Annotated in this window: 19 protein-coding genes and 2 pseudogenes; 14 read left to right on the top strand and 7 right to left on the bottom strand. The window is 67.2% G+C overall.

The genetic code is table 11. The features are described 5' to 3' along the window. Positions 1 to 28: 28 nt before the first annotated feature. On the bottom strand, positions 29 to 316 hold the full coding sequence (locus tag ACFWF2_RS29150; protein ID WP_379310664.1) for a hypothetical protein: 288 nt from the start codon (positions 314 to 316) through the stop codon (positions 29 to 31). A gap of 31 nt (positions 317 to 347) precedes the next feature. Beyond that, positions 348 to 1790: a short-chain fatty acyl-CoA regulator family protein gene (locus tag ACFWF2_RS29145; protein ID WP_379310663.1), complete on the bottom strand. Its 1443-nt coding sequence runs from the start codon at positions 1788 to 1790 to the stop codon at positions 348 to 350. A gap of 154 nt (positions 1791 to 1944) precedes the next feature. Between ACFWF2_RS29145 and prpD the strand changes: the two genes are divergently transcribed. The 6 genes and pseudogenes from prpD (at position 1945) to ACFWF2_RS29115 (ending at position 7273) form a co-directional block, all read left to right on the top strand. After that, positions 1945 to 3447: a 2-methylcitrate dehydratase PrpD gene (gene prpD, locus ACFWF2_RS29140; protein WP_379310662.1), complete on the top strand. Its 1503-nt coding sequence runs from the start codon at positions 1945 to 1947 to the stop codon at positions 3445 to 3447. Continuing rightward, positions 3447 to 4361, top strand: a complete 915-nt coding sequence (gene prpB / locus ACFWF2_RS29135) for a methylisocitrate lyase (protein WP_379310661.1) — start codon at positions 3447 to 3449, stop codon at positions 4359 to 4361. The genes prpD and prpB overlap by 1 nt, the downstream gene beginning before the upstream one ends. Further along, entirely contained in the window at positions 4361 to 5485 is a 1125-nt protein-coding gene (locus ACFWF2_RS29130) for a bifunctional 2-methylcitrate synthase/citrate synthase (RefSeq protein WP_379310660.1), read from the top strand. Before prpB ends, ACFWF2_RS29130 begins: the two co-directional genes overlap by 1 nt. A 46-nt stretch (positions 5486 to 5531) precedes the next feature. Next, positions 5532 to 5657, top strand: a pseudogene (locus ACFWF2_RS29125) (biotin/lipoyl-containing protein); the annotation flags it as partial. Then, positions 5654 to 6640 (top strand): methylenetetrahydrofolate reductase, encoded by a 987-nt coding sequence (locus ACFWF2_RS29120; protein WP_379310659.1) that lies wholly within the window; start codon positions 5654 to 5656, stop codon positions 6638 to 6640. The pseudogene ACFWF2_RS29125 and the gene ACFWF2_RS29120, both read left to right, overlap by 4 nt. Positions 6641 to 6691: 51 nt before the next feature. Further along, on the top strand, positions 6692 to 7273 hold the full coding sequence (locus ACFWF2_RS29115) for a hypothetical protein (protein ID WP_379310658.1): 582 nt from the start codon (positions 6692 to 6694) through the stop codon (positions 7271 to 7273). Between the two features lie 394 nt (positions 7274 to 7667). Here the strand turns inward: ACFWF2_RS29115 and ACFWF2_RS29110 are convergent, their stop codons facing one another. Further along, positions 7668 to 8150 (bottom strand): nuclear transport factor 2 family protein, encoded by a 483-nt coding sequence (locus tag ACFWF2_RS29110; protein WP_379310657.1) that lies wholly within the window; start codon positions 8148 to 8150, stop codon positions 7668 to 7670. Between the two features lie 220 nt (positions 8151 to 8370). Between ACFWF2_RS29110 and ACFWF2_RS29105 the strand changes: the two are divergent. Next, a pseudogene (locus ACFWF2_RS29105) lies at positions 8371 to 8629 on the top strand (ATP-binding cassette domain-containing protein); the annotation flags it as partial. Positions 8630 to 8764: 135 nt separating this feature from the next. Here the strand turns inward: ACFWF2_RS29105 and ACFWF2_RS29100 are convergent. Beyond that, a complete protein-coding gene (locus ACFWF2_RS29100; protein ID WP_379310656.1) occupies positions 8765 to 9421 on the bottom strand; it encodes a TetR/AcrR family transcriptional regulator in 657 nt (218 codons plus the stop codon). A 229-nt stretch (positions 9422 to 9650) separates the two neighbouring features. Between ACFWF2_RS29100 and ACFWF2_RS29095 the strand changes: the two genes are divergently transcribed. The 4 genes from ACFWF2_RS29095 (at position 9651) to ACFWF2_RS29080 (ending at position 14593) form a co-directional block, all read left to right on the top strand. Beyond that, entirely contained in the window at positions 9651 to 10109 is a 459-nt protein-coding gene (locus ACFWF2_RS29095) for a helix-turn-helix domain-containing protein (RefSeq protein WP_379310655.1), read from the top strand. Then, positions 10109 to 11851: an MFS transporter gene (locus tag ACFWF2_RS29090; RefSeq protein WP_379310654.1), complete on the top strand. Its 1743-nt coding sequence runs from the start codon at positions 10109 to 10111 to the stop codon at positions 11849 to 11851. Before ACFWF2_RS29095 ends, ACFWF2_RS29090 begins: the two co-directional genes overlap by 1 nt. A gap of 239 nt (positions 11852 to 12090) precedes the next feature. Next, positions 12091 to 13182 carry an alkaline phosphatase family protein gene (locus ACFWF2_RS29085; protein ID WP_379310653.1) on the top strand — a complete coding sequence of 364 codons (1092 nt, stop codon included), beginning with the start codon at positions 12091 to 12093 and terminating at the stop codon, positions 13180 to 13182. A 52-nt stretch (positions 13183 to 13234) separates the two neighbouring features. After that, on the top strand, positions 13235 to 14593 hold the full coding sequence (locus ACFWF2_RS29080; RefSeq protein ID WP_379310668.1) for a family 1 glycosylhydrolase: 1359 nt from the start codon (positions 13235 to 13237) through the stop codon (positions 14591 to 14593). 40 nt (positions 14594 to 14633) lie between these two features. Here the strand turns inward: ACFWF2_RS29080 and ACFWF2_RS29075 are convergent, their stop codons facing one another. After that, positions 14634 to 15512: a helix-turn-helix transcriptional regulator gene (locus ACFWF2_RS29075; protein WP_379310652.1), complete on the bottom strand. Its 879-nt coding sequence runs from the start codon at positions 15510 to 15512 to the stop codon at positions 14634 to 14636. Between the two features lie 179 nt (positions 15513 to 15691). Here ACFWF2_RS29075 and ACFWF2_RS29070 point away from each other — a divergent pair, with 179 nt between their 5' ends. Beyond that, positions 15692 to 16126, top strand: coding sequence for a nuclear transport factor 2 family protein (locus tag ACFWF2_RS29070; protein ID WP_379310650.1), 435 nt, complete (start codon positions 15692 to 15694; stop codon positions 16124 to 16126). A gap of 18 nt (positions 16127 to 16144) precedes the next feature. Here the strand turns inward: ACFWF2_RS29070 and ACFWF2_RS29065 are convergent, their stop codons facing one another. Next, positions 16145 to 16900 carry a TetR/AcrR family transcriptional regulator gene (locus ACFWF2_RS29065; protein ID WP_379310649.1) on the bottom strand — a complete coding sequence of 252 codons (756 nt, stop codon included), beginning with the start codon at positions 16898 to 16900 and terminating at the stop codon, positions 16145 to 16147. Here ACFWF2_RS29065 and ACFWF2_RS29060 point away from each other — a divergent pair. Together ACFWF2_RS29060 and ACFWF2_RS29055 are read left to right on the top strand one after the other, a co-directional pair. Next, positions 16787 to 17311, top strand: coding sequence for an NAD(P)H-binding protein (locus tag ACFWF2_RS29060; RefSeq protein ID WP_379310667.1), 525 nt, complete (start codon positions 16787 to 16789; stop codon positions 17309 to 17311). The genes ACFWF2_RS29065 and ACFWF2_RS29060 overlap by 114 nt on opposite strands. A gap of 36 nt (positions 17312 to 17347) precedes the next feature. After that, positions 17348 to 18115 carry a Mut7-C RNAse domain-containing protein gene (locus tag ACFWF2_RS29055; protein WP_379310648.1) on the top strand — a complete coding sequence of 256 codons (768 nt, stop codon included), beginning with the start codon at positions 17348 to 17350 and terminating at the stop codon, positions 18113 to 18115. 27 nt (positions 18116 to 18142) lie between these two features. Here ACFWF2_RS29055 and ACFWF2_RS29050 read toward each other — a convergent pair whose 3' ends face one another. Further along, positions 18143 to 19939, bottom strand: coding sequence for an acyl-CoA dehydrogenase (locus ACFWF2_RS29050; RefSeq protein ID WP_379310665.1), 1797 nt, complete (start codon positions 19937 to 19939; stop codon positions 18143 to 18145). Positions 19940 to 20032: the final 93 nt, after the last annotated feature.

The following is a 20032-nucleotide window of genomic DNA, read 5'->3' as shown; positions in this document are numbered from 1 at the left end:
GGAGTGCAGACTCCCGGGCCGGATGCTGCTAGACCGAATCGCCGCTGTGTGTCGCGAGGTAGACGAGCACACTCGTGGCGAGCGCGAACGCGCCGAGAAGACCACCAGCGATGGTATCGGCGCGGTTCGTGGCCACCCCACGTTCGATCCGGTCCCACCCGATGAACGCCGCGGCCACCGCGGCGACCGACGACGGCACCGCCACGAACTCCGTGGCCAACGGGATGAACGAGAACACACAGGCGACGATGCCGAGCACCAGCGACGCGAGTCCGGCACCGTTGCGTGGTGGCGGCGAGGCCTCGATGTCGGGCACTCCACGAGCGTAGCCCGCACCCTGCCGACCGTCACGGAGTGCGCGGTGCGCGTTCCCGGTCGGCCGGGGTGTAGGGGATGTTGGCGGCCCGGTTCTGGTCGACGCGGATGGCCCGGCCCAGTTGGGGGAAGGCGCGCTGGGCGCAGTCGGGCCGTTCACAGATCTTGCAGCCCGCGCCGATCGGCACCGCGGTGCTCTCGTCGTGGATCGGCAGCCCGTGGGAGTAGACGAGCTTCTCGGCGTAGGCGAGGTCACAGCCGAGGCCGATCGCGAAATCCCGTTTGGGAGAAAGATATCCGGGTGTGCTCTCGTCGGTCGTGCGAGCCAGCCACAGGTACTTGCGGCCGTCGGGCATCTCGGCGATCTGCGTGCGGATCCGGCCAGGGGTGGTGAATGCTTCGTGTACCACCCACAGCGGGCAGCTGCCGCCGACCCGGGAGAAGTGAAAGGCCGTGGCGGACTGCCGTTTGGAGATATTGCCCGCGCGGTCGGTGCGGACGAAGAAGAACGGGACGCCGCGCTGGTTCGGGCGCTGCAAGGTCGAGAGCCGATGGCAGACGGTCTCGAAGCCGACCTCGAACATCGACGACAGCAGGTCGATATCGTAGTGCAGTTCTTCGGCGGCGTCGCGAAACCTGGTGTACGGCAGGATCAAAGCACCCGCGAAGTAGTTCGCCAGACCGATCCGCAACAGCTCGCGGGAGCCGGCGGGCATGGTCTCCACCGACGCGGTGAGCGTGTCGATGGTGTCGGAGTGGGTGAGGAACGCCAGCTGGGTGGCGAGCTGGAATGCCCGCTGGCCGGGGGAGAGCCTGCGGGCGAGGATTATCCGGCGGGCCTGCGGGTCGTAGATCCGCTTGGGGCCGGGGGCGGTGGGGTCGTCGGACCGGATGGTGACGGTGATGTCGTGGCGTTCGTGCAGCAGCCGGGTCAGTTGCAGATCCAGGCCGCCGATGCTGAGCCGGTTCCGGGTGAAGAGCTGCTCGGCGGCGTGGTCGAGTTCGGGAATGTGGTTGCGCCGGTCGTAGAAGAAGTCGCGCACGTCCTCGTACGGCATCGCCGTGCCGGGCTCCACGGTCGAGCCCTCGATGCCGGCGGAGAACTGCTCCAGCTGCTCGGTGGCTCCGCGCAGGCGCCGATGCAGGCTGACCAACAGCCTGGCCGCACCGGGTACCCGGGTCATCAGGTCGTCGAGTTCGGCGTTGGTGACCGAGGAGGCGTCGGGGTCGTCGGCGAACACGTCCTGCAGGTCGGCCAGCAGCCGGGCGTCGGTGTCGGCGGCGAAGAAGCCCATGTCCAGGTCGAAGGTGGCGTTGAGCCGCAGCAGAACCTGCACGGTCAACGGTCGCTGGTCGTTCTCGAGCTGGTTGACGTAACTCACCGATAGCCCGAGCACCTTCGCCATCCCCGATTGGGACAGTCCCCGTTGTTCACGCAGCGTCCGCAGCCGTGCGCCCGCGTACATCTTCTGCATGGCGCCACTGTAGCAGCGCCTGCTTTCACAACTTACGCAACTTTGCTGATTTTCGTCCACAAAGTTTGGCATTTGCAGTGTATTTCGCGGTAATCGCCACGTGTGTAACGTGCGAAACAGGCCGTTGAAATTCACCGCTCATGGAGGTCGCACCGTGAAGAACCATCCTGTCCGCACGTACCGTTCCGCCGAGGACTTCCCACGGGAGGAACACCTCGCGTGGCGGATCGCCGAGGTTGCCACCGATGCGGTACCGGTGCAGGCGGAGACCGAGGAGATGATCGTCAACCGGATCATCGACAACGCGGCGGTGGCGGCGGCCTCCATCACCCGCCGTCCGGTGGCCAACGCGCGCGCCCAGGCACTGGCACATCCCTACGGGCCCGGTGCCGCGGTGTTCGGTGTGCCCGGCCGGTTCTCCCCGGAGTGGGCGGCGCTGGCCAACGGTGTCGCGGTGCGCGAGCTGGACTTCCACGACACCTTCCTGGCCGCCGAGTACTCGCACCCGGGTGACAACATCCCGTCGATCCTCGCCGTCGCCCAGCACACCGGCCGTAGCGGCGCCGACCTGATCCGCGGTCTGGCCACCGGGTACGAGATCCAGGTCGACCTGGTGCGCGCGATCTGCCTGCACGAGCACAAGATCGACCATGTCGCCCACCTCGGCCCCTCGGCCGCGGCAGGCATCGGCACCCTGCTCGGCCTGGATACCGAGACGATCTACCAGGCGATCGGACAGGCCTTGCACACCACGACCGCCACCCGCCAGTCCCGCAAGGGTGAGATCTCGAGCTGGAAGGCCTACGCACCGGCCTTCGCCGGAAAGATGGCGGTCGAGGCGGTCGATCGCGCCCTGCGCGGTGAGGGTGCCCCCGCCCCGATCTGGGAGGGCGAGGACGGTGTCATCGCCTGGCTGCTGGGCGGGCCGCACGCGGAGTACTCGGTGCCGCTGCCGGGCCCCGGCGAGCCCAAGCGCGGCATCCTCGACACCTACACCAAGGAGCACTCGGCCGAGTACCAGAGCCAGGCCCCGATCGACCTGGCCCGCCGGATGCGCGACCGCGTCGGCGATCTCGACCAGATCGCCACGATCGTGCTGCACACCAGCCACCACACCCACTACGTCATCGGCACCGGATCCAGCGATCCGCAGAAGTTCGATCCGACGGCGTCGCGGGAAACCCTCGACCACTCGGTGATGTACATCTTCGCGGTCGCCCTGCAGGACGGCACCTGGCACCACGAGCATTCCTACGCCCCCGAGCGCGCGCAGCGCCCCGACACCGTCGAGCTGTGGCGCAAGATCTCCACCGCCGAGGACCCGGAATGGACCCGGCGCTACCACTCCGCCGACCCGAACGAGAAGGCCTTCGGCGCCCGCGCCGAAATCACCTTGAAGAGTGGCGAAGTCATCGTCGACGAGCTGGCTGTCGCCGACGCGCATCCGCTGGGTGCCCGTCCGTTCGCGCGCGACCAGTACATCGCGAAGTTCCGCACCCTGGCCGAGGGCGTCATCGACCAGGCCGAGCAGGACCGCTTCCTCGACGTCGCCCAGCACACCCCCGAGCTGACCGCCGAGGAACTGGGCCTGCTGAACTTCACCGTCTCCGACGAGGTGCTCGCCCGCGCGCCGAAGCTGCCGAAGGGGCTGTTCTGATGACCGGCCCGCTGGCTTCGGCGACCTCGGCCGCCGACAAGCGCCTCGCGTTCCGGGCCGGTCTTGCCTCCGCGCGGATCCAGCGGTTCCCCGGCGCGTTCAATCCACTGGTGGCCAAGCTGATCCAGGAGATCGGCTTCGAAGGCGTCTACGTCTCGGGTGCGGTGGTCTCCGCCGACCTCGCGCTGCCCGATATCGGGCTCACCACGCTGACCGAGGTCGCCGGGCGCGGTCAGCAGATCGCCCGGGTCACCGACCTGCCGGTCCTCATCGACGCCGATACCGGCTTCGGTGAGCCGATGAGTGCGGCCCGCACGGTCACCTTCCTCGAAGACGCCGGGATCGCCGGCGCGCACTTCGAGGACCAGGTCAACCCGAAGCGGTGCGGTCATCTCGACGGCAAGGCCGTTGTTTCCGTGGACGAGATGGTGCGCAGGCTGAGGGCGGCGGTGTCCGCACGCCGCGACCCGAGCTTCGTCCTCTGCGCGCGCACCGACGCCGCGGGTATCGAAGGCATCGACGCCGCGATCGAACGCGCCGAGGCCTACGCCGAGGCCGGTGCGGACCTGATCTTCACCGAAGCGCTCTCCGAGGCCGCCGAATTCGAGAAGTTCCGTGCCGCGGTCGCGATTCCGTTGCTGGCCAACATGACCGAATTCGGCAAGTCCGAGCTGATCTCGGCCCAGACGCTGGAGTCCATCGGCTACAACGCCGTCATCTATCCGGTCTCCACGCTGCGGCTGGCGATGTTCGCCGCCGAGGCCGGGCTGCGCGAGATCTACGAACAGGGCACCCAATCCGGTCTGCTCGACCGGATGCAGCACCGCAGCCGCCTCTACGAACTGCTGCAGTACGAGCGCTACAACGAATTCGATTCCGACATCTTCGATTTCGCTCTGGGAAGGGACCAGTGATGACGGACATCGCCGTACCGACCATCTCCAAGGGACTCGCCGGTGTCGTCGTCGACACCACCGCGATCTCGAAGGTGGTCCCGGAAACGAACTCGCTGACCTACCGCGGCTACGCCGTGCAGGACCTGGCCGCGCACTGCTCCTTCGAGGAGGTGGCCTACCTGCTCTGGCGGGGTGAGCTGCCCGATCACGTCGAGCTGGAACGGTTCTGCCAGCAGGAGCGCGCGTCCCGGCGCGCGGACCGGTCGCTGCTGTCGCTGGTGGTGAAGATGCCCGACAACTGCCATCCGATGGACATCGTCCGCACCGCGATCAGCTACCTCGGCGCCGAAGACCCTGCCGAGGACGACAACTCGGCACAGGCCAACCGCGCCAAGGCACTGCGGATGCTCGCCGTGCTGCCGACCATCGTGGCCGCCGACCACCGGCGCCGCCACGGCCTGGATCCGATTCCGCCGCACTCCCATCTGGGGTATGCGGAGAACTTCCTGAACATGTGCTTCGGCACGATCCCGTCGCGGGAACTGGTCAAGGCGTTCGAGGTCTCGCTGATTCTCTACGCCGAGCACAGTTTCAACGCATCCACTTTCGCCGCGCGCGTCGTCACGTCGACCCTGTCCGATATCTACAGCGCGGTGACCGCCGCGATCGGCGCGTTGAAGGGCCCGCTGCACGGCGGCGCCAACGAAGCGGTCATGCACGACATGCTCGGGATCGGCGATCCCGCCCTGGCCGAGGAGTGGTTGCGCACCAAACTGGCGCACAGGGAGAAGGTGATGGGCTTCGGCCACCGGGTCTACAAGAACGGTGATTCCCGGGTGCCCACGATGAAGAAGGCCTTCCTCGACATCGCCGCCGCGACCGACGGCGGCAAGTGGGTGCAGATGTACGAAACGCTCGAACGCACCATGGACGAGGCCACCGGCATCAAGCCCAACCTCGACTTCCCGACCGGCCCCGCCTATTACCTGCTCGGATTCGACATCGAGGTGTTCACCCCGATCTTCGTGATGAGCCGGATCACCGGCTGGACCGCGCACATCATCGAGCAGGGTGAATCCAACGCTCTGATCCGGCCACTGAGCGAGTACGTCGGAGTGCCACAACGGGCGGTCGTGGCCTAGCCCGCCGGGTAGTGACTCACTGTGTCTCCGAGGGTGATTCGGTGGCGACCGGATGAAGAGCGAAGCGGCCGTCACCGCGCCGCGCGGCGGTATCGTTGGGCGAATCGCCGTGGCGAAGGTACAGCAGGTCGAGGGCGGCGACCTACTAGTGGAACTGGGGGAGAGTCGATGACCGATGCTGAACGACCCGCGACCAACGGGCAGCCGACGCCGTTGGTCTCCCGGACTCCGTCGGTCGCGCAGAGTCTGCGGACACACGCGGGTCGGGGTGTGCCGTTCTCGGTCGAGTTCAATCCGCCGCGTGATGCCGCGGGTGAGGCGAGGCTGTGGCGGACGGTGCGCGAGTTCGAGCGGATGCATCCGGCCTTCGTGTCGATGACCTACGGCGCGGGCGGGTCGACCAAGGGCCGGACCGCGCGGATCACCGGTGAGCTCGCCACCGAGACCACCCTGCTGCCGGTCGCGCACCTCACCGCCGTCGGGCACAGCGTCGCGGAGTTGCGTGCGCTGATCGGCTGCTACGCCGATTCCGGCATCCGCAACGTGCTCGTCCTGCGCGGTGATCCGCCGGGTGATCCCCTCGGCGAGTGGCGCAAGCACCCCGGTGGCGTCGAGTACGCCGAGGAACTGGTGCGCATCGTGCGCGACCTCGGCGACTTCCACGTCGGCGTCGCCTCGTTCCCGCAGGGCCACCACCGCTCGCCCGACCTCGATCACGACACCCGCCACCTCGTCGCGAAACTGCGTGCGGGCGCGGAGTATTCGATCACGCAGATGTTCTTCGACGTGGAGCACTATCTGCGGCTGCGAGATCGGGTCGTCGCCCTCGACCCGATCGAGGGAGCGAAACCGATCATCCCGGAGCTTATGCCGATCACCTCACTGCGGACCGTCCAGCGCGCGGAAGAGCTGAGTGGCCGGTCGCTGCCGAAACGGGTGATGGAACGCCTGCGCCGCGCCGCGGGTGACGGGCCGGAGGAGAACCGCGCTGCCGTGCGTGCCGAGGGAGTCGACATCGCGACGGAGTTGACCCGACGTCTGATCAACGAGGGAGCCCCCTGCCTGCACTTCATCACCCTGAACTTCGCGAAGGCGACCAGCGAAGTCCTCGGCAACCTCGGCTACGGAGTGACAGCGGCCCCGATCAGCGCTTGAAATCCGCGACGCTACGATCGGGTGATCGGGCCGCCTCAGGGAGGACGCGCAGTGATTCTGACCGACCGCATCGCACGGGGTGTCGCCGACGGCGAGGTTTCGACAGTGTTCCGGCGCTGGTCAGCACCCCGAGTTCGGGTCGGCGGCACCCTGCACACCAGCGCTGGGATCGTCGAGGTCGTCCGCGTCGACCGGATCGAGCCACAGGAGATCTCGAACGCCGACGCGCACCGCGCCGGAGAGCGTGACGCTGAAGCCGTGAAAGCGGCCCTGCGTGGCTCGCCGCAAAATCCGGTCTTCCGGATCGAGGTCCGCTACGTCGGGCCCGACGAACGGGTGGCGTTGAGGAGCGATGCGGACCTATCCCCGCAGGACGTCGCCGAGATCTCCGCGGCACTGACCCGGCTGGACAAGGCGAGTCGCCGAGGATCATGGACAGGTGCGGTCCTCGCCGCCGTGGCGGAGCATCCCGGTCGCCGTGCGGCCGACCTGGCGGAGCCTCTCGGCAGAGACAAGGATTCGTTCAAGCTCGACGTACGAAAGCTCAAGAACCTCGGCCTGACCCACAGCTTGGAGACCGGCTACGAGATCTCACCGCGCGGCGCGGCGTATTTGCGTGCCATCTCTAGCTGAGAATTTGTACCAGTCGTACCGTGGACTCGGGAGCTTCAGGGAAACCCGGCCACCTCGGATAACCGGCCGGGCTGCCATCGCCTTCGCACGGGGTGCCGGGGGTCACAAGATCGTGTCGGAAACCCTGCGGGCCGACCGTAGGTTTCGGCGGTGGCGACCGCAGGATTCCGATTTCCCGTAGACATCCGGGGAAGTGTTGTCGGAACATGGGTGACAGTTCGATCGGGGAGTCGGTAATTCCTGCCGTGAATTGTTTCCGAAGTCCTCGGAACATAATGTCACCGATGTCTCCGAACAATTCTGTGACGCATTGTGCCGAATCCTGTTCACGCAATGATCGGGCCGGACTCGGCGACGAGTCCGGCCCGATCGGGCGGTGGGTGCGCTGCGCTCTTCAGATCGGTCCGTGGCCCGCGGCGACCCGGCCCGCGACATGCCGGACATCGCGATGCGAGATCAGCCACTCACCCTCGTAGTGCTCGAACTCGTCCTGGACCAGTCCGATGACGACCCAGTCGGCCGGTCGGCCCACGTCGGTGTCAGGGGTGCTCGAGAACCAGTGCCACACCGTGGCATAGGCGGTGAGCAGGGGTTTGTCGCCGTTCCACTCGATGGTGGCCTGCCCGATGACGTGCGCGACCAGGGAGCGCTGCGACTTGGGCACCCGGCTCATGTGATCGGTGAACTCGTCGCGGCCGTGGAACAGGACCGGCGGGCCCGGCATGATCCGGTACTCGATCAGCGCGTCGGGGGTGAAGCACTCGCTGAACCGCTCGCTCTCCTGGGTGTCGGCGATCCGGAAGAATTTGTAGAACGTTCGGAAGATCGCTCGCTCCGCTTCGATGGTGGCGAGGAGATTGTCCGGTAGTGCGGTCACGTCGGTCCTTTCTCTGCCGGCGACAACGCATCGCGCGGCGCGTCGTTCGATAATCGACACGAGGCGAAGCTAGCACGGTGCCCGAAACTTTCCGATGGCGTACCGGACAATTCGTGCGACGAGGTATTGCGAGCGGTGTGATCCGAATTGTTGACCGAATATTTCGAGGTGTGAAATCTTTCGATGTGTCGCCCGCCGTGAGTCCCACGTGAATCCGGGCAGTAGGTCGGGCAAGTCCACCACGGCCAGAATGATTCTGCGCCTGGCGCCGCCGACCTCAGGGCGCATCGTGTTCGACGGCGACAAAGTGACGACCAGCAAAGGCGCGCGATTGCGGGCGCTGCGACGTCGCGCCCAGGTGATCTACCAGAACCCGTACAGACACCGGTGTGGCGTACCTGTTCATCTCGCACGACCTGGCGGTGGTGCGCCAGATCGCCCATCGGGTCGCGGTGATGCGGCAGGGCCGCGTCGTCGAGACGATGTAGGAGATACCTCGCGCAGGCGGCGGAGCTGATCGGCCGCCTGCGCGGGCGATCCGGTGGGCAGTGTCGGGGCATCCTCGGGCATCGGCGGGGGAACGGTGACGAGCCCGAAGCGGAAAGGGCGGTGGCTCAAGGGTTCTCCGGTGCCCCGTAGGCGCGCAGGAAGGTGTCGACGGCAGCGGTGGCGACAGCGTGCATCTCGGCGGTGGCGACCTTGCGGGTGCCCAGCCGGGTGCGGCCCTCCATCGGGCCGGTGATCAGCACGAGGAACTGCTCGGCGGCGGTCGCCGGATCGCTCGCCCGCAGACGGCCCGCCAGCGCCAGGCGCGCCAGCCGATCCGCGAGCGCGTCACCGAGCTGATCGGAGGTCCGGCTCACCACGACATCGATCAGATCGGGGAACTGGGCGACCTGACCGTAGGTGAGCCAGCGCAGCGACCGGGCCTGCTCGGTACAGCAGGACCGGATCAACCGGTACGCCACGTCTTCCAGGGTGGCGCGCAGATCCTCGCCCGGGTTCCGCAACCGCTCGACCACCGCCAGGTTCTCGGCGAGCACCGCGTCGCTGACGGCGGCCAGCGCGTGCCGGAACAGCGTTTCCTTGTCGTTGAGGTGGTTGTAGATAGTCGGCTTGGCGACGCCGGCCACCTCGGCGATCTCCTGAACGCCCGCCTGCGCGTACCCCCGGCGAGCGAAGACCACGAAGGCCGCGTCCAAGATCGCCTGGCGCTTGTCGATCCGCCCTCGCGAGGTGGTCTGCCCGGTCGGCGTATGCGCTGAAGTCACACCGGCAGTCTAGCCCATCCGCACGAAGAAATTTCCTCACGGGTTCAGTTTCATGTACTCCGGTTGATATGTTCACAGATGAACATTAGAGTGAACCGGCGAGTTCAATCATGCTGTTCCACTTCGGGAGAGACCCATGCTCCAAACCCCAGGAGACAGGCTTGATCCGCCTGTGCGCCAGAGTGTTCGCCCGAGTGGAAGCGATCGGGCGGCGAGCGAGTCATGTTCGGTGGTCGGTCTCCAGGCCGAGCCGTGGCTGGAGATCCTGCAGGCGCCTGCGCGAGACGGATTGACGGTGACCGAGGTGTGCCGTCGATACAAGATCTCGCGCAAGAGCTACTACAGCTATCTCGCGCGCTACCGGGAACATGGCGTGGCGGGATTGGCACCGCGGTCGCGCAGGCCCAAGACTCTCCCGGCCCGGACGCCAGCCGAGATCGAGGCCGTCGTGGTGCGAGTTCGGCTGAACCAACCGCGCTGGGGGGCACGCAGGATCCGGGCGCACCTGTTGCGCTCTGGTTCGAGTCGAGTGCCCGCAGTGTCGACAGTGCACGCGATCCTGCGCCGTCACGGTCTGATCGGCGCGCAGTCGGATTACGCGGCCTTCATCCCAACGCAACCGCCGACCGCGAAGGAACAACTGATGACGGCACACCAGACGCCCAGCCGTGCGGGGGATAACACCTGATGACTACATCGACCTCCACACGGGACGATGCCGCCGAAGCGTTGTTTCCGCGGCGCTGGGCCGCGACGGCCGTGCTCGTCCTGGGATTCACGCTGGATCTGCTGAATGTCACGATCGTCAACGTCGGTCTACCGGCCATCCAGGCGGATCTCGGGGGGACTCCCGCGCAGGTTGGCTGGATCGCGACTGCCTACCTGCTGGCCTTCGCGGCGACGCTGATCACGGCCGCCCGGTTGGGCGACCTGTGGGGCCGCAAACGGGTGTTCCTCGTCGGGCTGGCCCTGTTCGCTCTCGCCGGCGGCTGGTCCGCGCTCGCGAACACCCCGGCCGAACTGATCGCCAGTCGTGCGGCGCAAGGCGCTGCCGCGGCGATTCTGGCGCCACAGGTTCTCTCCAGCTTGTTCGTTCTCTTCCGTGGACCCGAACGCGCCACCGTCCTCGGCATTTTCGGTGTGGTCGCCGGACTCGCGCAAGCTGGGGGATTGCTGCTGGGAGGTGTGCTCGTGACCGCGGATGTCGCCGGATCGGGATGGCGGGCGATCTTCTGGGTCAGCGTCCCCGGTGCACTCGTTCTGCTCGGCCTCGGCGCGTGGCTCATCCCGGAGAACCGCGCCGAAGGTGCGCTGCGGCCACGCTGGCTCGCCGCGATCGGCCTGACCGCCGGTCTGGTGGCGATCGTGTTCCCGCTGCTGGAAGGCCGCACGTATGACTGGGCGCCGTGGACCTGGCTCCTGCTGGCAGCAGGCGTCGCCGCCGTCGCTCTCGTTGCCATCGGCGAGAATCGTGATGCGGCCGGTCGGGCCGGAGCGTTGTTGCCGCTGGACCTGCTTCGTGCGCGCACCAGCAGCGTCGCACTCGCCGTTCAAGTGGTTGCCTTCGCCGCCTTCAGCGGATTCCTGCTCGTCTTCGTTCTTTGGCTCCAAGAAGGCCAGGGCTATACGGCACTGCGAGCTGGAGTCGTGACCGTCGCGTTCTCCGTCGGCGGACTGGCGGTCGCCCCGCTGGTGGGACGCCTCACCATGCGGTTCGGCCGCTTCGCTGTCATCGCGGGCACCCTTTTCGGCGCCGTGGGCACCCTGGCGGTACTGGGAGCGGCTACTACTGCGACCACTGACGTCAACCCGTGGCTGCTCGCGCCCGGACTGTTCGTCGTCGGTATCGGCATCAACCTTGTCCAACCTCCGTTGACGACGTTGTTCTTGTCTACGGTGCCGACGCGGTACGCGGGGTCGGCTTCGGGAATCTGGACCACCGGCCAACAGTTCGGTGGTGCGGTCGGAGTGGCCTCCCTGAGTGCCATCTTCTTCGGTGTCGCCGCCAGTGATGGCTACCGCAGCGCTCTGACTGCCTGCGCGCTGACGATCATCGCGGCGCTGGTGGTCAGCGCGGTGCTCTGCATTGCTCTGCATTGCTCTGCCTTCCCCAGCGGCCACATGAGATCTCACCGCGCGGCGTGTTTGCGTGCCATCGCTAGCCGAGAATTCGTACCAGTCGTACCGTTGGATTCGGGAGATCAGTCAGCGTCGACGAGGAGGCTACTCATGTATGCAGCAAAGGGCGACCGGCTAATCGTGCATGGCAGGACCGTCGGGCAACACGATCATGTCGTCGAGATCGTCGAGGTACTCGGCCACGACGGCGCGCCTCCCTACCGGGTGCGGGCTGAAGATGGCCACGAGAGCATCATGTCGCCCGGGACCGACGCCCAGGTGGTGCATCGCCAGGCCTCGGATACCGAGTAAGCCCCGGGATCGAGCACGCTACCGGCGCCCCCGTGGAGACCCTGCCCATGGTCTGCGTTCGCGTGAATTAGCCCGGTCGACCGTTCAGCGGCCGCGCGGCGGGATCGGTCTCGGCGCCTGGGCGCTTCGGCCGACGGACGGCTCTGCGTGCGACAGAGGATTCCCACTGGGCGGGACTCTATCGGTCGATTGTCCAATTCGCCGGGTGTCGGGGCCACTCGGCAACTACGGTGCCGCGCATGTCTCGCACTCACCGTATTCTCGCGGCCGCCGCCCTGGCCGCTGTCCCACTCGCCGCGGCAGCGCCCGCCCAAGCGGCTCCGGTCGTGAACAAGGTCGTGGTCATCGGTATCGACGGCACACTGTGGAGTGAGGTGTCGGCGGCCGATGCCCCCAACCTCGACCGCCTGGCCGCGGAGGGCACCCTGGCCCGCACCTCCATCGCCCCGCACATCACCATGTCGTGCGTGTCGTGGGCGACGGCGCTGACCGGTGTATGGGATACCAAGCACGGGATTCAGGACAATGGATCCACCTGCAATGCGGGACCTTTCGCGCAGTATCCGACGGTGTTCACCCAGGTGGAACGGGAGCGTCCGTCGTTGTCGACGGCCTCCATCGGCACCTGGGACAAGATCGGCATGATCGCGCGCACCGGCAGCCCGCAGGCCGACCGGGTGGCCGTCACGCAGATCGATCCCACCGGTGCGGGTGTCTGTGAGACCACCGCCGATGCCAACGCCACCGCGGCGGTCGTCTCGGCGATCACCGAGGACGGGACCGATCTGCTGTTCACGCACCTCGATCAGGTGGACATCGTCGGACACACGCTGCGCGGAGTCTGGCCGCAGGCGTATCGCGATGCCATCGGCCGGGTGGACGGCCTGGTCGGGAAGATCACCGCCGCGGTGGACGCGCGGGCGGCTTCGCATGCGAACGAGCGGTGGACGATTCTGGTCACCACCGACCACGGGCACAAGCCGGATGGTGGGCATGGTGGGCAGAGTGCCCATGAGACGGCCAGTTTCGTGATCGCGCGCGGAGCGGGGTTCGCTGCGGGCACGCAGAACAATGGGTACACCCTCGCCGACATCACGCCGACCGTTCTGGATCTGCTCGATGTCTCGGCACCGGCGAATCTCGACGGCGAGTCGATGTTGACGGGCGGTTCGGGCAACCCGGCGGCACCGGTGCCGAATACGCCACCGGTCGACTCCGGGATCACCGGTTCGTCGTCCGGTTCGGCGCAGGCGGCCATGGTGGCGAATCCGTTGTGCCTGCTGGGAAGTGGATCGGCCAGTGGATCGGCGAGCGGTTCATATGAGAAGTAGTGCGTTGACAGCTGGATCGCCTGGAGGATTGACGAGAATGAGTCTGTCTCGGATGCTGGTCGCGATCGGGTCGGCCGTCGCTATCGCTGTGGCCGGGTCGAGCACGGTGGGTGCCGCGCCGGGAGGCAACTCCGGCTCGGGGCACGGGAGTGCGAGCGGGTCCGGCACGGGTAGTGCGGGGGCCGCACCCACTGCTGTGCAGTCCCTCGGACCCGAGTTCATGTGGGGCGTGTCGATGGCGGGATTCCAGTCCGAAGGTCATGCGCCGGACAGCAATTGGATTCGCTATGCGAATTCGGGGAAGGCGCGCGACAGGTATGGTGATTCGGTTGACTTCTTCACCCGATACGCCGAGGATATCGACCTGGCGGCCGATCTCGGAGCCAAGGTGTACCGGCTCAGCATCGAGTGGGCGCGGGTGCAGCCGCAGCCGGATGTGTGGGACGAGAACAACTTCCGCTTCTATGACAACGTTGTGCAGAAGATTCGCGCGGCGGGAATGCGTCCGATGCTGACGCTCGACCACTGGGTGATTCCCGGCTGGGCAGCCGACCGTGGTGGCTGGACGGGCAAGACGATGGTGTCGGATTGGCTGGCCAATATGCGGCAGGTCGTCGACCGCTACGCGCCGTACAACCCGTTGTGGGTGACCATCAATGAGCCCATGGGCTATGTCGCGCAATCGATCAAGATCGGCGATATCGGTGCGGTCGACGCACTGCCGATGTTCGAGCGACTGGTGCAAGCGCACAGCGCGATCTACGACTACATCCACCTTCGTCAGCCGGACGCGCTGGTGACCAGCAATGTCGCACAGTACCCGGTGGTGCAGAACCTGACCGATCTGCTGTTCGTCGATCGAGTTCGCGCGAAGCTCGACTACCTCGGCATCGACTTCTATTACGGTGCGTCACTGTCGAATCTGCCGAGCTTCGCCCTGCTGGGCGACGAACTGTGGAAGAACGCGATCGAACCCGAAGGTATCTACTACGACCTGCGCGCCTACGCCGAGAAGTTCCCTGAACTGCCGCTCTATGTGGTGGAGAACGGCATGCCGACCGACAACGGGCTACCGCGCACCGACGGATACGACCGAGCCGATCATCTGCGCGACACCATCTATTGGATTCAGCGCGCGAAAGCCGACGGCATCGACGTGATCGGCTACAACTACTGGAGCCTCACCGACAATTACGAATGGGGCAGCTATGCACCGCGATTCGGTCTCTACACGGTCGATGTGAAGACCGACCCGAGCCTCACGCGCCGACCGACCTCCGCGGTTCCGGCCTACCGGAACATCGCCGCACTCGGCGGAGTGCCCGCCGACTACCGGCCGACCCGCGACCCCGCCCTGTGCTCGATCGTCACACCGTTCGACAGCTGCCTGCGCCCCGTTTCGGTGCCTTAGGCGGGGATGAGCCCAGCCGCCTCTCGCAGCCCGAGCGTGATCACGGATGAAGCCGGCTGGTGGATTCCGGCTCCTGCTCGGTCGTGGCCGACCAGCCGGCGAGCAGCTTCAGGCCCTCCTCGGCGGCGGTGCCAGGGGGCGCGCTGTAGACGACCACGCTCAGGCCGCTGTCGTCCGGCAGGGTCATGGTCTCCTGGTCGAGTTCCAGGTCGCCGACGAGCGGGTGGTTGAGGCGTTTGGAGCTCTGGCTGAAGGCATAGACGTCCTGGGAGCCCCACATCACGCGGAAGGCGTCACTGCGGGTCGACAGTTCACCGATCAGGTTCGACAGCTCCCGGTCGTAGGGGTTCTTCCCCACCTCGGTGCGCAGCGCGCCGACGGCGAAGCGGGCCATACGCTCCCAGTCGATGTAGAACCGCCTCGCCGCGGGGGTGAGGAACGCGAACCTGGCGACGTTCGCCCCGCAGGTCGCATCGGCGTACATCTCGGAGTACAGGGCCCGGGCTAGCGAGTTGGCGGCCAGCGTGTCGAGGCGGTTGTTCATGACGGACGCCGGTAGCCCCGGCATGCCTTCGACGATTCGCGCCACGCTGGGCCGAACTGTCGGCCGGACGGCCCGCTGCCGGGCCCTGGGTGCCGGTCCCACCGCGCGGGCGAGGTCGTACAGGTACATGCGCTCGGTGCCGTCGAGCCGCAGTGCCTGGGCCAGCGCGTCCAGCACGCCGTCGGAGACACCTTTGAGGCTGCCTCGTTCCAGGCGCGTGTAGTACTCGACGCTCACCCCGGCGAGCGCGGCGACCTCACCCCGGCGCAGTCCGGGCACCCGCCGCTGACCGTACGTCGGCAGACCCGCCTGCTCGGGCGTGATCCGCGCGCGTCGGGAGCGGAGAAACGCGCTGACTGCGTCCCGGTTGTCCATCAGGACAGCGTAGGCAGCCCGCGGGGCGGGTGGGGGGCACTGCCAGGACCCCTCACAGCGGAGTCTCCCCCGTCACGGCCGCGTCCCGTTGCATGGTGCATGCCCCGGTCCTCCGGGGCCCGGTCGGTGCGAGGACATACCCGCCCCGACCGGACGAACAAGACTGAAGGGCACACGCGATGAGCGATCAGATCGAGACAGTGACGCAGACCCCGGCGGATGTCGTACGAGGGCTGTACGACGCGCTGCGACAGGGCGACGTGCCGGGCGTCCTGGCCACACTCGACCCCGAGGTGATCGTGGACGAGCCGAATCAGCTTCCCTACGGCGGCGTCCACCGAGGCCGCGAGGTGTTCGTCCAGTCGGTCCTTGGCGTGATGATGGGCTACGCCGACGTCGCCATCACCGATGCCGAGGTGTACGAGGGTCCGGCGGGCGTAGTCGGAACCCTCACCGGAACGCTCACGGCCCACACCACCGATGAGCGGTACCCGCTGACCATGGTCGAGATCTACCAGGTTGTAGACGGCGCGGTGCACAAGATCGACGTCTACACCAAGAACCCCCACGATCTCGCCGCGTTCTACGCGCGTGCCGAGGCAGGCACCCGATGACGACGCCACACGCCTGTTCTATCCGGCTTCGGCGATGCGGTCGAGCAACTCGGTGAGCATGCCGCGCTCGCCGGTGGTGAGGGCGGTGGTCTGTGGGAGGAGGGCACGCAGGGCGACTGCCGCGCCGGCGGCGCCGGGTGCCGCCGAGATGGGAACGTCGGTGGTGATCGTGGCGATGACGGCTTCCCTCGCCAGATGGGACACGGTGATGTCGCGGTGGTCCGGGGGAGTGGCGATGAGGGCCAGGGTGGTGCCGCCGCCGACGGCGTGGACCAGTTGGGTGGCTCGCGCCTCGTCGATGCGCAGTCGGCCTGCTTCGGCGATCCGGTGTATATGGGCGCCGAGAACTGCCAGTGCGGTCAGCGCCGCGGGCGAGGTGCCGCCAGGACGGGGCTCGGCATACATGAGGGTGTAGAGAGCCGGGTTGGCCAGGCCGAATTCCATGTTCAGATCCCAGCCGGTGCGCAGGTCCGCGACCGGGTCGTCGGTGGGTTCGAGACTGGTCTTCTCGCTCAGGTGGGCTGCGAAGCCGTAGGCCGCGACCGCGTCGAGCAGGCCTTGCTTGTCGACGAAGAGCCGGTAAATGGTCGGGGCCTGGACGCCGGCCGCGGCGCTCACCGCGCGGGTCGACACCGCCTCGCGTCCACCTTCCGCGAGGAGCTGGGCTGCGGCGGCGATGATCCGTTCGCGGTTCCTCTCGGCGGCAGCGGGGCGACCAGTCTCCATGGTTATACCGGCCAGATCGGCCACCAGGTCCTGGACAGACTCGTCCACGACGGCCAACCGGTCCGGGTCATCGCCCGCGACCCCGCACGGCTGAATCCACGGATCCGTGAGCGCATCGAGGTCGTGCAGGGATCGCACAGCGATCCCGAGGTCCTCGCCGCGGCATTCGCGGGCGCAGACAGCCTGTGGTGGCTGGTCCCCCCGAACCCCCGCGCCGCGGACATCCACGACCACTACCTCGACTTCACCCGCCCGGCCGCCGAGGCCATCAAGACCAGGGGCGTCACGCGCGTCGTCGGTGTCACCAGCCTGGGCCGCGCCTACGGAAAGCCCGCCGGGCTACTGTCGCCCGCGTTCGCGATGGACGAGATGATCGAGGGCACCGGAGTGAGCTACCGGGCCCCGACCAGCTTCCGCCAGTGGTGTCTTGAGGTACTGAAGCCTGCCGTCATGACCTGAACCACCATGCTGCGGACCGGCGACGACAATGGTCGTATGGCCACCAGTGTGGACCTGCGCGCCTACGCCGAGCTGAACGACTTCCTCCGCCCGGCCGCTCGGTATGCGGCGCAGCAGCGACCGGTCCGTCCGCATCAGACCGTCAAGGACATTGTCGAGGCCGCGGGGATCCCGCACACCGAGGTCGATCTGATACTGGTCAACGGTGAGTCCGTCGACTTCGGCCACCACCCGCAACCGGGTGATCGGATCGCCGCGTACCCGATGTTCGAAACTCTGGATGTCGGGCCGCTGACCAGGGTGCGGGCCCGCCCGCTGCGCGAACCGCGGTTCATCGTCGACGTCAATCTCGGCGGCCTCGCCCGGCTGATGCGCCTGATGGGACTCGACACCCGCTGCGACTGGGCCGCCGCCGACGCCGCGCTGGCCGAGACAGCCGCCGCCGAACATCGCATCCTGCTCACCCGCGACCGCGGACTCCTCGCGCGGCGCAACGTCACCCACGGCGTCTTCGTGCATGCGGACCGGCCGTTCGAGCAGATCGTCGAGCTGATCCGCAGGCTCGACCTGGCCGATCGCCTTGCCCCCTTCACCCGCTGCCTGCGCTGCGGCGGCCTCGTCACCGGCGTGGCGAAGAGCGACATCATCGATCGCCTCGAACCGCTCACCCGCCGCTATTACGACACCTTTCGCCGGTGCTCGGAGTGCGGGCGCGTCTACTGGGCGGGCTCACATCAGCGGCGGCTCGACAACACGGTCACCCGAATTCGCGCCGCGACGAGGGTTCGACGGGGCATCGACTAGAGGCGTCACTACCCGCAACAGAACGGATCAGAACCAGTTGTCGTCGGTGTCGAGTGCGGTTCGGTCCAGCTCGGCGAGCAGGTCCAGTTGTGGTGCGGTCTTGGGCAGTTCGTAGCGGAAGTAGTAGCGGGCGGCCGCGCGCTTGCCGTCGTAGAAATCGCCGTCCTCGCCGACGGTCGCCAACTCCTGCTCGAGCCAGATCCAGGCGATCACGATGTGCCCGAACGCCTCGAGATAGACGGCGGCATTGGCCATCGCCGCGGCCGGGTCGCCCGCGGCGAACATGGCCGCGGTGACGGCGAGCAGTCGCTGCCATGCGGCGTCGAGTCGCTCGGCGTGATCGCCGGGTTGTCCGCCGGCCGCGCGGGCCGCGGTCACGGTGTCGGCGATGCGCTCGCTCAGCAGGAGCAGCGAGGCGCCGTCGTGCTGGATCACCTTGCGGCCGAGCAGGTCCATGCCCTGGATGCCGTGGGTGCCCTCGTGAATCGGGTTGAGCCGGTTGTCCCGGTAGTGCTGTTCGACATCGTATTCGCGGGTGTAGCCGTAGCCGCCGTGGACCTGGATCGCCAGATTGTTGGCTTCCAGGCACCACTGCGATGGCCAGCTCTTGGCGACGCCGGTGAGGATCTCCAGCAGCCGGGTGTGCGCGCGGGCGGCCTCCGCGTCGGTGGCGGTGCGTTCAAGATCGATGAGCCGGTTGCAGTACAGCAGCAGTGCCAGCGCTCCCTCGCAGTAGGCCTTCTGCGCCAACAGCATTCGCTTCACATCGGGGTGTTCGATGATCGGGATCTGCGCGGTGGCCGGGTCCCTGGTCGTCAAGGCACGGCCCTGGTGACGGGTTCGGGCGTACTCGACGGATTTGAGGTAGCCGGTGTAGCCCAGCGCGGTGGCGCCGAGGCCGACGCCGAGCCGCGCCTCGTTCATCATCGTGAACATGTACGACAAGCCGCGGTGCGCCTCGCCGACGAGGTAGCCGACCGCACCCGGCGCTCCGTGCGGAGTGTGGCGGCCCTCGCCGAAATTGAGGACGGTGTTGGTGGTGCCCCGATAGCCCATCTTGTGGTTGAGCCCGGCCAGGACGACGTCGTTGCGCTCGCCGCGCGACCCGTCCTCGGCGACGAGGAACTTCGGCACGATGAACAGCGAGATTCCCTTGGTACCCGCCGGCCCGCCTGGGATCTTCGCCAGCACCAGATGCACGATGTTCTCGGTCAGTTCGTGATCACCGCCGGAGATCCACATCTTCGACCCGAACACCCGGTAAGTGCCGTCGGCCTGCGGCTCGGCGCGGGTGACGATGTCGGCCAGGGAACTCCCCGCCTGGGGTTCGGACAGGCACATGGTGCCGGTGGCCGTTCCCTCGATCATGGGGTGGACGAACCGCTCGATCTGGTCGGCACTGCCGTGCGCCGCGATCAGATTCGCGTTGCCGATGGTCAGGAACACATAGGCGGTGGTGCCGACGTTGGCGGCCTGGAACCAGCTCATGCCCGCGGCCTGCACGGTCGCGGGCAGTTGCAGCCCGCCGAGGGCCTCGTCCATGCCCGCGCCGATGAGGTTGGCCTTGGTGAACGCTTCGACCGCGGCGCCCACCTCCGGGATCATGGTCACCGTCGTGCCGTCGAAGGTGGGTTCGTTGCTGTCGTTGCGCTTGTTGTGCGGGGCGAAGTAGCGCGTCGCGATGTCCTCGCACAGCTCCAGGAAACCGTCGAAGGTCTGCTTCGAGTGTTCGGCGAACCGCGGCGCCGCGGTCAGGTCGTCTACCCGCAGCCATTCGTAGAGCAGGAAATCCAGATCCCGGCGGGAGATCAGGGTCGAGCGCACGGTCGTCCTCTCCGGGGTCTCCGCCTCGAACGGCGGCCCCTGTGCTGTCGGCACCAAGCTACCGACGATCGGTGATTGGTTCCGGGGAAACCC

The organism is Nocardia sp. NPDC060259, assembly GCF_042728775.1.
In the GTDB taxonomy this organism is placed as follows: domain Bacteria; phylum Actinomycetota; class Actinomycetes; order Mycobacteriales; family Mycobacteriaceae; genus Nocardia.
Note: the sequence above shows the minus strand (reverse complement) of the source record. Positions and strands in the feature narration are given on the sequence as shown.

Coding starts and splice junctions, on each gene's coding strand:
- prpB (WP_379310661.1), top strand. CDS start 3,447: ATGACCGGCCCGCTGGCTTCGGCGACCTCGGCCGCCGACAAGCGCCTC.
- ACFWF2_RS29085 (WP_379310653.1), top strand. CDS start 12,091: ATGTCTCGCACTCACCGTATTCTCGCGGCCGCCGCCCTGGCCGCTGTC.
- ACFWF2_RS29075 (WP_379310652.1), bottom strand. CDS start 15,512: ATGGACAACCGGGACGCAGTCAGCGCGTTTCTCCGCTCCCGACGCGCG.
- ACFWF2_RS29090 (WP_379310654.1), top strand. CDS start 10,109: ATGACTACATCGACCTCCACACGGGACGATGCCGCCGAAGCGTTGTTT.
- ACFWF2_RS29080 (WP_379310668.1), top strand. CDS start 13,235: ATGCTGGTCGCGATCGGGTCGGCCGTCGCTATCGCTGTGGCCGGGTCG.
- ACFWF2_RS29130 (WP_379310660.1), top strand. CDS start 4,361: ATGACGGACATCGCCGTACCGACCATCTCCAAGGGACTCGCCGGTGTC.
- ACFWF2_RS29145 (WP_379310663.1), bottom strand. CDS start 1,790: ATGCAGAAGATGTACGCGGGCGCACGGCTGCGGACGCTGCGTGAACAA.
- ACFWF2_RS29055 (WP_379310648.1), top strand. CDS start 17,348: ATGGCCACCAGTGTGGACCTGCGCGCCTACGCCGAGCTGAACGACTTC.
- ACFWF2_RS29070 (WP_379310650.1), top strand. CDS start 15,692: ATGAGCGATCAGATCGAGACAGTGACGCAGACCCCGGCGGATGTCGTA.
- ACFWF2_RS29120 (WP_379310659.1), top strand. CDS start 5,654: ATGACCGATGCTGAACGACCCGCGACCAACGGGCAGCCGACGCCGTTG.